Genomic DNA, 13,552 nt, shown 5'->3' with positions numbered 1-13,552 from the left:
AACCCCGAGCCAGCGTGTGGGCTGGCCGCGCCCCGTCAAGGGTTCGCTACGCCGGGCGCTGCCCGCCCTTGACCGGGCTTGGCCAGCCGGGCAACCGGGTGTGCCGCTGCGCCAGGAAGGCGTGCGACCCAGCGTGACCTCACCGACTCGGACTGTCCGACCCTCACTACGATTGAGCCACCGTCGCGTCGGATACGGTTCGCTTTCGGTGCGGATACGGTTCGGTTATGCATCGCCTATGCGTCGCATAGCTGGCACCGACCCGCTTGGAGGTCCGCAACGGCGGCATCGAAGAGAAGTGCCGAGCATCCACGGCGCACGATCTACCTGACTGCATGGAAGAGTCTTGGTTGATTGCAGGATAGGCTGGCCGCCAGCAAATGGGTGCCACACGGCATCTGGCGTGAGACTCGACATGGCGAGCCCGTCGCGTGATCGCGTGACGATCGAACTGCGCGGCATCAGCGATGCCGTCCGTGCAGCTGCGGCCTGCCGGGGTATGGGCGTTGCCCAGCTCGTGCGCCGGGCCGTTGTCATGAATCGTGACTTGCGCACCTCGGCGGCGGTAGCGCCGATGAAGAGGGGGTCTGACGGTCAGACCCCGGGCCATGCCCCAGCCCAAGAGACCGCCAAGTTGACGCTGCGAATTCCCCAAGCCCACACCGACGCACTGATGTTGAACGCGAGCGCCCTCGGCCCGTCCTACGGCGAGTACGCGGGGCGGCGCGTAGATGGCAGCCGTCTGCCGCAGCCCCTTGCCGAGCGCCAAGCCGATCGCGCTCGCTACTTCGATGTCTTCGCCGCCGGGCGGCGCACCGGAGGTGAACATTCTGAACAACGACTCAGCCAATCTGCCTGGATGCGGCGTGGTCGGGCTTGAGTTCGAGACTAGATTCACTCAACGGGCAGGGGGTTTCGGTGTCACGTGGGGTGACGCTCTGAGCGAGCCCCGCTGCCCGAGTCGCGTCCGTTGTGTGCTCGCGCCAGCCACGTACGTGCAGCGCGTGCCTCGCGATGCGACGGGTCGAAACCTCGCCAGAATTCGTCTGCACGCTGGAAGTAGGCGATGGCTTGCACACCATCGCCCAGCGCGAGCCTGGCGCGCCCCAGCGCGATGTCAGCCTCTGCGTGGGCGGGTCGCAGCGAGGCCTCGCGCGGTGGCAGCAGGCGCAGCAGGTCGGCCGCCTTGCCCGGCTCGTCCAGCGCGAGATGAATCTGTGCCATCTCGAGCCGCGCGCGCTCCAGTTCACGCGCCTGAGTCAAGGTGGCCAGCGCAGCTTGCAGGATCACTGCCGCTGCTTTGGCACGCCCGCTCTTGCGATGGGCCAGCGCGCGGTAGACCGTGACCTTGTCCAAGGTCGGCTGTCCGCTGGCACGGAATCGTGCAGCGATGGCGTCGAGTTCGCCTGCCGCTTCCGTTGCGTTGTCGGCGAGGGCCAGTCCCAGTGCCGCGTTGGCCCGCACGTCCAGCGTGTAGGCGTGGTCTGCGCCAAGCTCTTGCGCCAATGCCCGCACTGCGGTGGCGAAGGAGTTGTGACCGCAATCGCCCTGCCTCAGTTCGCGCTCGATGGTGCCCAGAGCCACGCGCGCGTACGCCAGGTGGACCGAGTCTTCACGGTGGTGTTTTTCCAGGATCCGCAGTGCCCGCTGGCTGACGGCCAGCCCTTCGCGCAGCCGATGGGTTTCCATCATGGGCGACACCATTTCCCTCAGCATCGTGGCGACCTGCAAGCTGTCGGAACCGAGGAATTCGGACGCCACCTCGATCGACTTCCCCATCAGGGGCAGCGCAGCCTCGTGCTCCCCGGCCGCACTCAGGATTCGAGCGTGCACGAAGCGGGTGTCGTTGTGCAGTGGGTGCTTCGGTTCGCTCACGAAGATGCGTGACGAAAGTGCAAAGGCATCCGTCGATTCCGCGCGCGCGGCCGCCGTCAGCCCCTGGTTTTCCAGGGCGTTGGCCAGCGAGCGGCGTGCCAGCACTTGCGCCGGGTCATCTGGCTGCAGGCGCGCCGCGGCTATTGACAGGGCCCGGCGCGCAGTGGCCTCCATCTCCTTGTACAAGCCCTCGTCGTTGTCCACTTGCACCTGCCAGTGCAGCGCATACACCAGGTCACGCGCGTTGCGGGCTTCGTCGGCATGGAGCAGCGGCAGCAAACGCTGCAGTTCCACCTTGAGTTCCGGAGTTCGTTGGCTGCTCAGGTACAACTCTCCAAGCAGGAAGTGGCTGCGCACACGAAGCTCATCGTTCGTCGGCAGTGTCCGGTCGGCGAGATCGGCCGCTGCGAGGAGTGTCGCCTGGGCGTCGGGGAAGTCCTCCAGCGCGGTAAGACTCGCGCCAATAACGTTGAGCAGTTCGACGCGCAGGGAGGGTCGCTCGGCGAACTCGCGATTCACTCGCTCGCGTGCACGGCGCAAGAGGTGGCTCGCGTCGGGCTTGGTGCGCTGGGCGCGCCAGGGATCCGCATCTGCGAAGAGGCCCGCGATGAAGCGCTTGACTTCCTCGGCGCGGCGCTGCTCGTTGCGGGCAAGGTCGGCCTGCCATATCGCAGCAGCCGCGCCGCCGAGTACCGTGATGGAAAGCGTCGCGGCGGCTCCGACAGCCAGGCGGCGCCGTTCGACGAAGCGCTGTATCCGGTACCAGTTGCTGGCGGGACGTGCCAGCACCGGCTCACGCCGCAAGTGGCGCTCGATGTCTTCGGCCAGCGCCTCGGCGGAGGCGTAGCGCTCGGCGGGCTGCTTCATCAGCGCCTTCAGCACGATGGTGTCGAGGTCGCCGCGCAGCGCGCGTGCGCGCGACGCATCCGGCGTGCGTTGGCTGGGCGGTCGTGGCTGCAACTCCAGCACGGCTTTCTCCAGCGCCGCACTCGAACCGACAGGCAGGCGATAGGGGCGCTCGCCGGCCAGCAGCTCGTACAGCACCACGCCCAGCGCATAGATGTCGCAGGCCGTGCCCAGCGGCAGGCCGGCGATCTGCTCGGGCGCCGCATAGTCGGGCGTGAGCACGCGGCCGGTTTGGCGGGAGAGTTCGGTGGCGTCGGCGGCTGCAAGGTCGTCGCCCAGCAGCTTGGCGATGCCAAAGTCGAGCAGTTTCACCTGGCTTCGATCGGTGACCAGGATGTTGGCGGGCTTCAGGTCGCGGTGCACCACCAGCCGGCCATGCGCATAGGCCACCGCGCGCACCACCTGCAGGAAGAGCCGCAGCCGCGCCTGCACATCCAGCGCCAGCCGCGCCGCATAGGCATCGATGCGTTCACCCTCCACGTATTCCAGTGCCAGCCAAGGGCGGCCGGCAGCGTCGACGCCGGCGTCGTAAAGCGTGGCGATGTTCGGGTGGTTCAGTGTCGCGAGGATGGCGCGCTCGCGCGCCAGCCGTTCGGCCAGGCCGGCGCCATGCCAGGCGCCCAGAGGCAGCTTCACCGCGCTCAGCCGGCCCTGCAGCACATCGGTGCGCTCGGCCAGCCACACGCTGGCCATGCCGCCATGACCCAGCTCGCGCAGCAGCCGGTAGGGCCCCACGAGCTCGGCGGGAACCGCCACCGGCAGCGGGGCGGCAAACTGGCACGTCTCCACCTTGGGCAGCGTGTTCATGAGCCGGGCGGCAATGGGCGCGGACGCGCCATCGCCTGCCTGGCCGTTGGCGTGATGCTCGCTTTGTGCTGCATGTGCCAGCAATGCGCGCAGGCGGGGCACCAGCGCCGCGTCGGCTGCGGGCAGCGCGGCCAGCCATTTGTCGCGGTGCAGGCCCTCCAGCGCGAGCGCCTGTCCCAGCAGTTCGCGCAGCCGCGTCCAGGCGGCAGGGTCCAGGTCGAAGGGCGTGCTCATGTCAGCTGCGCCGGTCTGCAGCGGCTCAACGCAACGCCTCGAGCAGGAACAGCCGTGCCTGCTCCCAATCGTTGCGCACGGTGCGCTCGCTCACGCCCAGAGCGTCGGCGATCTCCAGCTCGGTCATGCCGGCGAAGTAGCGCATCTCCACCACCCGCGTCATGCGTTGGTCCACCTTGCCCATGTCGGCCAGTGCATCGTGCACGCGCAGAATGTGCGACGCCTCGGCCGGGATGCCGGCCTGATCCAGCACGTCACCGGTCAACGTGACATGCGCGGCACCCCCGCCACCGCGGTCGCTCAGGCGGTGGCGCAGCATGTCGACGACGATGGATCTCATGGCCCTGCCTGCATAGACGAAAAACGAGATCCGATCCGGAAACCGCAGGTGTTCGGCCCGGCTGAGCTTGAGATAGGACTCGTGCACCAGCGCGGTGGTGTCGATCAGCACGTCGCGCCCGCCGGCGCGCAGTCGCGCATGGGCCAGTCGCCGCAGTTCGGCGTAGGCCGTCTCATACAACTCGTCGATCGGGTTGGCTTGCTCGTTCATGTTTTTCTGGTGAGTAGGGTACTGCCGGGCACTTCTCTTGTCGCATTCGGACGCCGGGTCGTGGGTTCGCGGGCGCCTAGCTCAGTGCCACGAACCCCAGCCGCCCCATCGCGACCGCGTGGCGCGCACGCACCTCGGTACCCAGGAACCGATTGCGAAACAGCAATTGCGGATGCGGAAACCAGCGCCGGAAGCATTCAACCTGTTCGTGCGCCTGCTCGATCTGCCCGGTGCGCAACAGACTCAAGGCCAGACCGATGCGACACCACGGATGTGACGGCGAAGCCGCCAGACCTTCGGCATAGACGCCTCGCGCCTGAGCGTCGCGATCCATCATCTGCAGTGTCATGCCCTTGACCCAGTACACATAACCAGGCGGATGTGGCGCGAGTTGCAACGCCAGGTCGACTTCGGCCAGGGCGTCCTGCAGCCGAAGCGAACATGCCAGTGCCAGGCTCAGCAGCGCATGCGCATCGGCGTAGTTGGGGTCAATCGCCAGCGCTCTCTGGCCCGCAGCGATGCCCACATCGGGCTGGCCGCCCCAGGTCATCACTGCGCAGTGGGTGGCATGCGCCAGTGCCAGGTCGGGGGCCAGAGCCAACGCCCGGCTGGCGTGGTGTCGGGCGAGGTGCAGCGAGGCATCGGTGAGATCCAGTGTGAAGGCGTGCCGGTTGATTGCGGCCACGGCCAGCCAGGCGTGGGCCGCCGCATAGCCGGGGTCGCGTGCCACCGCGTCCGCGAACCGCTGCTGGGCCTGCTCGAGCCCGGGCGCATCGAGCGACCAGAACGCGGCAATGCCGCCGGCCAGCGGTTCACGCCGCGCCGCCTGGGTCGGGCCCGGCAGCCAGGCCAGCAGGTCGGGTGCCGCCGTCTCGGCAGCGATTGCATCCGGCGCGCGAAACACGAAGCGTGCCGCATACCCGCCCTTGGGCACCTCGATCCATACCGCGTCATGCGCGCCCGCGCCGGCGTAGTGTGACAACAGCTTGGCGCGCAGCCGTGCGGCCTCCACGCGCACGATCGGGTCCACCGTGGGGTCGAAGTCCGGGCCGCGATCGAACACCTCGCGGCCCAGCACCTGGCCATGGAGACGCTGCGCGTCGTCGGCCAGCGTGGCCTGCACGATGTGGCGCAGCAGCCGTTGTTGGCGCGGCGCTTGGCGCCACAGCTCGGTGCGCAGCAACGCCTCGGTCTGGGCCTGGATGGCGCAGACCTCTACGGCGCTGAATGCGGCGCGGCGCGGCGCGGCACGTGTCACCTGGATTTCCTCCCTCGAGGTCGCGACGGCGACCCGGTTCTAGGGGAGGTAACTTACTTCATAGGCGCACGTGAAGACAAGACACTGCAGCCGGCTTTGCTCCCTAGGGGGTGGGGCCTTGGCGCGGCGTGCTGCCGGTTCTCCCGGGCTGCCTCGTTCATACCAGCAGAGAAGGGCAGAGATGAGCGAGTGCCCGAAGGGAGCCCACCGTGACCGACCGTCTCCAGTTGTTCGACCGCCATCCCCGTGCGCCGACGCATGGCCGTACCGCGCTTGTGCGGCAGGCGGCCAGCGCAGCGCTGCTGGCGCTGCTGCTGGCCGCCTGCGGTGGCAGCGAGCCGGCCGAAGAAGAGCCCGACCCCGGGCCCATCTCCGGTGTGGAGATCGTGAACCTGACCCGCACCTGGTGGTTCGCCCACCGGGCCAACAACGCGATGCGCTACACCGACACGCCGGGCTCGCCGCACCATCGAGCAGGCTTCGGCAACATCAACGACCCGCCCTACAAGTTTGCCTACGCGCCGGGCGGATTCCTGCCGCCGGGTCGCGGGCCGGACAGCGAGGGCGAGGTCTACAGCACCTACGACGGCACCGTCTACGGCGTGAGGCTGGATTCGCCCTGGCCCTCAGCGGACAACAACTACGCCATCGAGACCCGGGCGATCTACGAACAGCGCCAGCACTACCAGAAGGTGTCGGCCGCGGCGCGCCTGCGGCTCAAGGTCTCGGCGGTGGTGATCGAGGCCGCCAGCGGCAACACGCGCTACAGCACGGGTTGCGAGCCGGCGAACGCCGCCAATTGCAGCGGCAACCTGGTGGGCAAGGTGGAATACCTCGTCGACCTGCGCCGCGTGAGCGACGGCTCCTTTTTGGCCAACTGGCGGGGCTATGCCGAGCTCGCCGGACTGCAGGACGCCTGGGAATACCGCGGCACCGAGTACGGGCCGGACGCTCAGCCAGACAAGGGGTTCTTCAATGCCTGGGAGGGCACCGATCTCGTCAAGGAGTACTGGCGCGAGAACGGCACCGGCACGCACCACGCCAGGCTCACGCTGCGATCGCCGGTGTCGCTGGATGTGCCACTCGACCAGATTCCCAAGGGCGAGAAGTTCTACATCGAGGCCCGTGTGGTCGCCAATGCCTACAACGGCATGCAGGGCGAATCGGGCATCACGGTGTGGCTGCAGGATCCGGTGACCGGGCAGGCCATGGAGTCAACGGTGGAAGGCGCCGACCCGATCCCCTTGCCTGAGCCGGAGCCGGCGAGCGCGCCGAATCCGCCGCTGGCGATCTGCAGCGGCCCGCCCGACCCGGCAGCGGGCGTGTTCGAGTTCACCACTGCTGCGGTCACCGCCGATGAAGGGCAACGGCTGAAAGTGTGGGTCCGTCGCGGCGGTGGCAGCAAGGGCGCAGCCAGCGTGCGGATCAGCACGCGCGATGCCGACGCGACCGGTGGCATCGACTACGAGGCCCTGTCGCAGACGCTGGAGTTCGCCGATGGCCATGAAGGCGACGAGGCGGTGGAGCTATGGATCCCGCGCGACGGCATGCTGGAGCCCGACGAGCGCTTCGAGCTCGAGCTGTCCGACGTGCGTGCTTGCGCGGGGCTGGGGGCCATGGCGACGGGCACCGTCACCATCTCCGACTACGACACGCGCCACCAGAGCTACACCCTCGGTGGTAGCGTCTCCGGCCTGGTCGGCAGCGGCCTGTTCGTGCGCAGCAACGGCTTCGACGTGCGGGTGGATGCGTCCGGCCCATTCACGCTGCCCGGCACCTTTGCACCCGGCACGGTCTACAGCCTTGACGTCGAGGTGCAGCCGAGCAACCCGTTGCAGACCTGCCGCGTCACGAATGGACAGGGCACGGTGGGCAACGCCAACGTCACCGACCTGGCTGTCGTGTGCGACCCGCCCGCGCCACCGCCGGCTGGTGGCGGGTTGGACACCAGCTTCGGCGGCGGCAAGGTGGCCAACCGGTCGTACGGCCGCATCCTCTCGATGGGCTTGCAGCCCGACGGGCGCATCGTGGTGCTGACCGACTTCAACAAGCTGCTGCGCTATCAGGTCGACGGTACGCTGGACACGAGCTTCGGAAGCAATGGCGTGGTCAGCGCCACGCTGGGCGGCAACGCACTGGACCTGTTGCGCGCAGTGGCGTTGCAGGCCGATGGCGGCATCCTGGTGGCCGGCCTGACCCGTGCGGCCAGCGGCAGCACCACCGCCGAGGACATGGGTGTCAAGCGCTACCTGGCCAACGGAACCGTGGACACCAGCTTCGGCAGCGCCGGCTTCGTGCGGGTGGACATCGCCGGCCGCGCCGACGATGCCACCGCCATCGCGGTGCAGCCCGACGGCAAGATCGTGCTCGGCGGCATGGCCCTGGTCACGGTCGTCGGTGCCAGCGACCTTGCGCTGGCGCGGCTGGATGCCAACGGGGCGCTGGACGCCGGCTTCGGCGCCGGCGGCAAGCTCACGGTCAACATCGGTGGCAACTTCGACAGTGCCTCCGCGATGGCCTTACAAGGGGATGGCGCCATCGTGCTGGTGGGCCGCGCCGCCACCAGCCCCAGCGCTACACCCGACACCGGCGTGTTGCGCGTGTCGGCCAGCGGGGTCGTGGAACTGGCGCTCAGGCTGCCGCTCACCGCCGACTGGGACGAAGCCACCGGCGTGGCCGTCCAGCCCGACGGCAGGATGGTGCTCACGTTGGAGGCGCGTGCCGATGCAGCGGGCTTGTACCAGCATGCGCTGGCGCGATTGAAGCCCGACGGCACGCTGGACGAGACCTTCGGCACGCTGGGTGTGGCCCTGGCCGCCTTCTCGGTCGGTGGCGACCACGCGCGCGTGCCGGTGCTGCTGTCCGATGGACGCATCCTCACCGCCGGTTTCGCGCGTGGCACCACGCTGCAGATTTCAGACTTCGACGACTTTCTCGTCACGCGGCACCTGGCCGACGGAGTGCTGGACACGAGCTTCGGCAGCAGCGGCAGGCTGATCGTCGACTTCTTCGGCGCCTCCGATGGCGCACGCGCAATGCTGCAGCAGCCCGACGGCCGCGCGGTAGTGGGCGGGTTGGCGCGCAGCGGCACCGACAACGGCCTGGGGCTGCTGCGTGTGCTGCCCTGACCAGCGCACCCTGAATCGATCGCCACGACCGGGAGGAACGAACATGAAATCTCCAAGCACGCGGCACCTTGTCGCTGTCAGCCTGCTGGCTGCCGCACCGCTCGGTACCGTGCAAGCCCAAGAACTCGACTACGAGGCGGCTCGCAGCGACTACGAAGTGGGTCACTTCCGCCGCGCCTTTGATGCGTTCGCGGCTTTGGCGGATGCAGGCCACTGCGACGCCGCGCGCATCGGCCGCGAGATGGTGCGCTACGGACCACAGCTCTACGCCATCTGGTTCGAGGTGCAGCCCGACCGCCTGGCGCGCTGGCATGCCGTTGCGCCATGCGACGGCCTGCAGGACGAGCGCCATGGCGGACGACGCCTGCTGCCTTAGGGGGGGCCGTCCTTCAGGGGATGCCGGCATCGCTTGGCCGGCTCAACATTCTTCAACCGCGCCTTGGCAGGAGATCTCCATGAGCATCACTTTCGGCGAGCACATACCTGGCCTGCAGCTGCAGGGCCGACCGGTGCGGGGCACCGTGTTCAACGAGCAGCAGGTGCGCGCCGCGGCCGGCATCACGCTGGCTCTGGCGGCCTTCGCTTTCGTCCAGGCCTGGCTGGCGCAGCGCTACGCGCCGATCAAGTGGGTGACGGCCTTCTTCTTCATCGAGTTCGTGCTGCGCAGTGTTGCCGGCCTGCGTGGCAGCCCGGTGGGCTGGCTCGCGGCGCGGCTGGTGGCTCGGCAGTCACCGCTGTGGGTGTCGGCCGCACCCAAGCGCTTCGCGTGGACGCTCGGCGTGGTGATGTCCGGCGCGATGACGGCAATCACCCAGTGGGATGTTCGAGGCGCAGTGCCGCTCACGATCTGCGTCATCTGCATGACGCTGATGTGGCTGGAGACCGCGCTCGGCGTGTGCCTGGGCTGCGAGATCTACCGCGTCGCGGTACGCCGCGGCTTGGTCAAGGTGGACGACGCCTTCGAGGTTTGCACGCACGGGAGTTGCAGCCTGGCCGCGCCACCGCAGTCGCGTGCCCAATGAGCCGCGCAGCTTTCGGCAGCATCGTCATGTCGCGCGGCGTCGGTCGCGGGCCGACCGAGCTTGCTGCGTTCGACGCAGCGCTGCGCGACGCGGGTGTCGCCAACTACAACCTCCTTTGCCTGTCATCGGTGATCCCGCCAGGCAGTCGCATCGAGCGGCGAACCTGGGTCACGCCGGCCGAGCATTGGGGTCAGCGGCTGTATGTGGTGCTGTCGCAGACGCGCAGCGCAAGTCCGGGTCAGACGGTGCATGCCGGCATCGGCTGGGTGCAACATGCCGACGGAGGCCAGGGCCTGTTCGTCGAACTGCACGACATTGACCGCGAGCGCTTGAGCCAGGATCTGGCGCACACGCTGGTGGCCATGCAGCAGGGCCGTGGCCTCGACCTCGGCCCGGTGCACACCGAAATCGCCAGCGCTACCTGCGAAGGCGAGCCGGTGTGTGCGCTGGTGGTGGCGGTGTATGCGCCGCAAGCCTGGTAGGCGCGCGAGCGGCGATGAAAAAAGAGTTGGGCCGAGCGATGGATGTGCCGCTGCGCAGTCTGCGCGAGCGGGTGCTGCAGACACTCCTTTTCGAGGCCGGTGGGCTGCTGCTGGTAGCTCCGCTGGTGGCCTGGGCCGGCGACGTGCGCGCGGCGGAATCGCTCGTGTTGCTGGTGGCCTTGTCGGCGGCGGTGATGGCCTGGGCGGCGATCTACAACACGGCGTTCGACCTCGTCGAGGCCCATGTTGCAAGGCGGGTGGCCAGTGCGCGACCGCACCTGCTGCGTGTGCTCCATGCATTGGGCTTGGAGGTGAGTTCGGTGCTGGCCACCTGCCCGATCATCGTGTGGCTGACCGGGCTGGGCTGGTGGCAAGCCCTGGCGGTGGACATCGCGCTGGGGCTGGTCTATGCCGCCTACGGTTACGCCTATCACTGGCTGTTCGACCGGCTGCGACCGGTGCAGGGCTGAGCATGGCGCGGCCGGACTCACCGATCGTTGACCTTTTCGCCGGAGATGAGCATGCTGAGCATCGAACAAGCCGCGGCGGTGCTACCGAAGTCCGCAAGCGTCGAGCCGGACTCCTGACCGGCCAGGTCGAGTTGTGAGCGCAAGACGATCCGCCCTCCATGCAAGCCACACCCCAGGCAACACGCCGGACGTGGCCAGGCCATGCTGCGTGCTGCTCAGCGGCGGCTCGGCCGCGAATTCCCTCGGTGAAGATGAACAATGGCGAGTGCGGCTGCAGGCTTCGCTGGGCGTCGACGTCGTGAACTTCCCGCTCGCCGGCGATCCCGCCAGCGCGCCCGATTGCGACTTCCGCCTTCTGCGGCTGGCCAGCCACGGCACTTATGCCGAACTGGAGGCGACGCTGGCCGAGCTCGACAAGTTCGGCACGCCGCCCATGCTCGCCCTTTGCGATGAATCGCTGCTCGCCTGGGCGCAGGCCATCGCGCACAGCGCGATACCCGACTTCCTGTTCGAACCTTTCGCCGACGAAGAGCTTCGGGCACGCCTGCACCGGGCTCGCGCGAACGCGCCGGTGCTGTTCGAGCTGAGCTCGCAGATGACGGCGGCGCAGCGCCTGGCACGCAACCTGATCGGCGGCAGCCCGGCCTTCGTGGCCCAGATCGAGCGCCTGAACCGCTACGCCAAGTGCGATGCCACGGTGCTGATCCTCGGCGAGACGGGCACCGGCAAGGAGATCTTCGCGCGTGCGCTGCACTACACATCGGCGCGTGCGGCCGACCCCTGGGTCGCGATCAACTGCGGGGCCATTCCGCACGACCTCGTCGAGGACGAACTCTTCGGGCACGTCCGCGGTGCCTACACGACGGCGCATGCGCAGCGCAACGGCCTGGTGAAGGAGGCCGAGGGCGGCTCGCTGTTTCTGGACGACGTCGACTGCCTGCCGCTGCCGGCACAGGCCAAGCTCCTGCGCTTCCTGCAGGAGCGCGAGTTTCGGCCGGTCGGCTCCAACGCCTTGCTGCACGCCGATGTGCGTGTCATCGCTGCCAGCAACCGTGACCTCGGTCGGCTGGCCGAACGTGGCGAGTTTCGGCAGGATCTGTTTTTCAGGCTGAACGTGCTGCCGTTGGCACTGCCACCGCTGCGCGAGCGGCTTGAAGACATCGCCACCTTGTCGCAGCACTTCGTGCGGCACTTCGCGCGCGAGTTCAAGTGCCCCGTCGACGGGCTCACGCCGCGTGCCTTGAACCGGCTGCTGGCATACGACTGGCCGGGAAACGTGCGCGAACTGCAGCACGTCATCGAGCGGGCCACCGTGCTGGCGCGTCAGACCAGGCTCGACGCCGACGATCTGGACTGTGGTCGGCCGGACGCTGCGCTCCTCGACGGTTCGTTCCGCTCGCTGAAGGCCCGCGTCGTCGAGGATTTCGAGCGCGGATACATCGCGCAATTGCTCGGCGCCAATGAGGGCAACGTCACCCACGCCGCGCTTGCCGCCGGCAAGAACCGGCGCGCCTTCTTCGAGCTGATGCGCAAGTACCGCATCGCCTCCGACGACTTCCGCAGCCCGCTCGACTGACGTCGCAGCCGCACCGAGAGCGCGACGCGGACATTTTCCGGCGTGACCAGGACAAGAATGTCCTGGGTCCCAAGGCCGCGCCAGGCCTCGGGATGCGGTTTGCCGGCACCACCGCGCCGCGACAAGAACGTCCTGCCGAGGGCCGACGGCTTCACGGCCATGCCATGCAAATCAAGCACTTAACGATCGGCCTCGGCTGGCATGCCGTGTGCGTTCATGCGTCGCAGATGGCACCACATCCATGGACGAGAACGACGTGACGGCAACCGTGCTCCAGCTGGCGCGGCACTTGCGCGCGCACCCCCTGGCCTGCGACTCTGCGGAGGGCATTGCGCAGTGGTGGCTGGCCGCCGAGCCGGCATCCACCAAGGTGCTGGCAGGCGCACTCGACTGGATGGTGGCTCGCGGAGTGCTTGAGCAGAGCGCCGGTCAGGACGGCAGACGGCGCTACCGCAGGCTGGGCGACGATCGTGCGCTCGATGCGGCCGTTGCCGCCCGAGCGAGCGTCGATGGGCGAAGGAGCCCCTCATGACCCGCAGTGTCGAGCCGGCGGGTGGCCTTGCCGAGGCCTTGCGGCTGCTAGACACGGTGCTCGGCGCCGCGGTGGACAGGCTGGCACGCCGGCTCGGGCCAGCGACGCTGCTCGACCCATGGCGCGGCATGCATCTCGAGCGTGCAGACGTCGAGCTTCTGCTGGCCGCAACCCATCACCCGGAGTTTGGCGTCGACGGCGTGGCCGGCCTGCTCGGTGGCGCGGCGCGCATGGTGCCTCGCCTGCAGCGAGTGGCGGCCGAGCAGGGGCTTGCCGATGTCGACCTAGCGCTGCTGCTGATCGCGCTGGCGCCTGATGTCGATCTCAAGTACGAGAAGGTCTATGGCTACCTGCAGGACGACCTCACGCGCAAGCGCCCGACGCCCGACTTGGCCGCCAACATGCTGGCCTGCGACGCCGAGCAACGGCTGCAGGTCCTGTCGCGCATGGATGCCACCTCACCGCTGATGCGCGCCAGGACGCTCGTGCTGCGGGGCAGTGCCGAGCAGTCATGGATCGCGCACGCCATCGGGCTCGACGGGCCGTGGTTGAACTGGCTGCTCGGCCGCGAACTCGTTGACCCGGCACGCGACGACTGGTGCCTGCTGCGCCAGCCCGGCGGCGTCGAGCTCGACGAACTCGGGCTCGATCCGGACCTGCGTGCGCGACTGCAGCCGATGCTCTGCCGCGCGGGGTGCGGGCCGCAGATCCT

At 68.5% G+C, this 13,552-nt stretch carries 13 protein-coding genes; 9 read left to right on the top strand and 4 right to left on the bottom strand.

Annotated features, from left to right (window positions below):
- Nucleotides 1-439: 439 nt before the first annotated feature.
- Nucleotides 440-880, top strand: coding sequence for a hypothetical protein (locus tag AAG801_RS33615; protein ID WP_341892316.1), 441 nt, complete (start codon nt 440-442; stop codon nt 878-880).
- Nucleotides 881-921: 41 nt separating this feature from the next.
- Here the strand turns inward: AAG801_RS33615 and AAG801_RS33610 are convergent, their stop codons facing one another.
- The 3 genes from AAG801_RS33610 to AAG801_RS33600 form a co-directional block, all read right to left on the bottom strand.
- Nucleotides 922-3,822 (bottom strand): serine/threonine-protein kinase, encoded by a 2,901-nt coding sequence (locus AAG801_RS33610; protein ID WP_341892315.1) that lies wholly within the window; start codon nt 3,820-3,822, stop codon nt 922-924.
- Between the two features lie 25 nt (nt 3,823-3,847).
- The gene (locus tag AAG801_RS33605) at nt 3,848-4,372 is read right to left on the bottom strand and encodes an ECF-type sigma factor (RefSeq protein WP_341892314.1); all 525 of its coding nucleotides are present in this window, start codon (nt 4,370-4,372) and stop codon (nt 3,848-3,850) included.
- A 76-nt stretch (nt 4,373-4,448) separates the two neighbouring features.
- The gene (locus AAG801_RS33600; RefSeq protein ID WP_341892313.1) at nt 4,449-5,630 is read right to left on the bottom strand and encodes a tetratricopeptide repeat protein; all 1,182 of its coding nucleotides are present in this window, start codon (nt 5,628-5,630) and stop codon (nt 4,449-4,451) included.
- 209 nt (nt 5,631-5,839) lie between these two features.
- Between AAG801_RS33600 and AAG801_RS33595 the strand changes: the two genes are divergently transcribed.
- The 5 genes from AAG801_RS33595 (at nt 5,840) to AAG801_RS33575 (ending at nt 10,732) form a co-directional block, all read left to right on the top strand.
- A complete protein-coding gene (locus AAG801_RS33595) occupies nt 5,840-8,758 on the top strand; it encodes a Calx-beta domain-containing protein (protein WP_341892312.1) in 2,919 nt (972 codons plus the stop codon).
- A gap of 43 nt (nt 8,759-8,801) precedes the next feature.
- Nucleotides 8,802-9,134, top strand: a complete 333-nt coding sequence (locus AAG801_RS33590; protein WP_341892311.1) for a hypothetical protein — start codon at nt 8,802-8,804, stop codon at nt 9,132-9,134.
- A 79-nt stretch (nt 9,135-9,213) separates the two neighbouring features.
- Nucleotides 9,214-9,780 (top strand): DUF4395 domain-containing protein, encoded by a 567-nt coding sequence (locus tag AAG801_RS33585; protein WP_341892310.1) that lies wholly within the window; start codon nt 9,214-9,216, stop codon nt 9,778-9,780.
- On the top strand, nt 9,777-10,262 hold the full coding sequence (locus AAG801_RS33580; protein ID WP_341892309.1) for a pyruvoyl-dependent arginine decarboxylase: 486 nt from the start codon (nt 9,777-9,779) through the stop codon (nt 10,260-10,262). Before AAG801_RS33585 ends, AAG801_RS33580 begins: the two co-directional genes overlap by 4 nt.
- Nucleotides 10,263-10,276: 14 nt before the next feature.
- On the top strand, nt 10,277-10,732 hold the full coding sequence (locus AAG801_RS33575; RefSeq protein ID WP_341892308.1) for a PACE efflux transporter: 456 nt from the start codon (nt 10,277-10,279) through the stop codon (nt 10,730-10,732).
- 17 nt (nt 10,733-10,749) lie between these two features.
- Here AAG801_RS33575 and AAG801_RS33570 read toward each other — a convergent pair whose 3' ends face one another.
- Nucleotides 10,750-10,875 (bottom strand): hypothetical protein, encoded by a 126-nt coding sequence (locus AAG801_RS33570; RefSeq protein WP_341892307.1) that lies wholly within the window; start codon nt 10,873-10,875, stop codon nt 10,750-10,752.
- 122 nt (nt 10,876-10,997) lie between these two features.
- Between AAG801_RS33570 and AAG801_RS33565 the strand changes: the two genes are divergently transcribed.
- The 3 genes from AAG801_RS33565 to AAG801_RS33555 all read left to right on the top strand — a co-directional run.
- Nucleotides 10,998-12,308 carry a sigma-54 dependent transcriptional regulator gene (locus AAG801_RS33565; RefSeq protein ID WP_341892306.1) on the top strand — a complete coding sequence of 437 codons (1,311 nt, stop codon included), beginning with the start codon at nt 10,998-11,000 and terminating at the stop codon, nt 12,306-12,308.
- Between the two features lie 241 nt (nt 12,309-12,549).
- The gene (locus AAG801_RS33560) at nt 12,550-12,840 is read left to right on the top strand and encodes a hypothetical protein (RefSeq protein WP_341892305.1); all 291 of its coding nucleotides are present in this window, start codon (nt 12,550-12,552) and stop codon (nt 12,838-12,840) included.
- Nucleotides 12,837-13,552: hypothetical protein (locus AAG801_RS33555; RefSeq protein ID WP_341892304.1), on the top strand; the 716-nt coding region annotated here is incomplete at its 3' end. The genes AAG801_RS33560 and AAG801_RS33555, both read left to right, overlap by 4 nt.

The sequence above is a fragment of the Variovorax sp. YR752 genome (assembly GCF_943372545.1).
Note: the sequence above shows the minus strand (reverse complement) of the source record. Positions and strands in the feature narration are given on the sequence as shown.

Bases quoted from the DNA above. Each gene is read 5' to 3' on its own strand.
- AAG801_RS33605 (WP_341892314.1), bottom strand. From the start codon at position 4,372: ATGAACGAGCAAGCCAACCCGATCGACGAGTTGTATGAGACGGCCTAC.
- AAG801_RS33610 (WP_341892315.1), bottom strand. From the start codon at position 3,822: ATGAGCACGCCCTTCGACCTGGACCCTGCCGCCTGGACGCGGCTGCGC.
- AAG801_RS33590 (WP_341892311.1), top strand. From the start codon at position 8,802: ATGAAATCTCCAAGCACGCGGCACCTTGTCGCTGTCAGCCTGCTGGCT.
- AAG801_RS33580 (WP_341892309.1), top strand. From the start codon at position 9,777: ATGAGCCGCGCAGCTTTCGGCAGCATCGTCATGTCGCGCGGCGTCGGT.
- AAG801_RS33560 (WP_341892305.1), top strand. From the start codon at position 12,550: ATGGACGAGAACGACGTGACGGCAACCGTGCTCCAGCTGGCGCGGCAC.
- AAG801_RS33585 (WP_341892310.1), top strand. From the start codon at position 9,214: ATGAGCATCACTTTCGGCGAGCACATACCTGGCCTGCAGCTGCAGGGC.
- AAG801_RS33575 (WP_341892308.1), top strand. From the start codon at position 10,277: ATGAAAAAAGAGTTGGGCCGAGCGATGGATGTGCCGCTGCGCAGTCTG.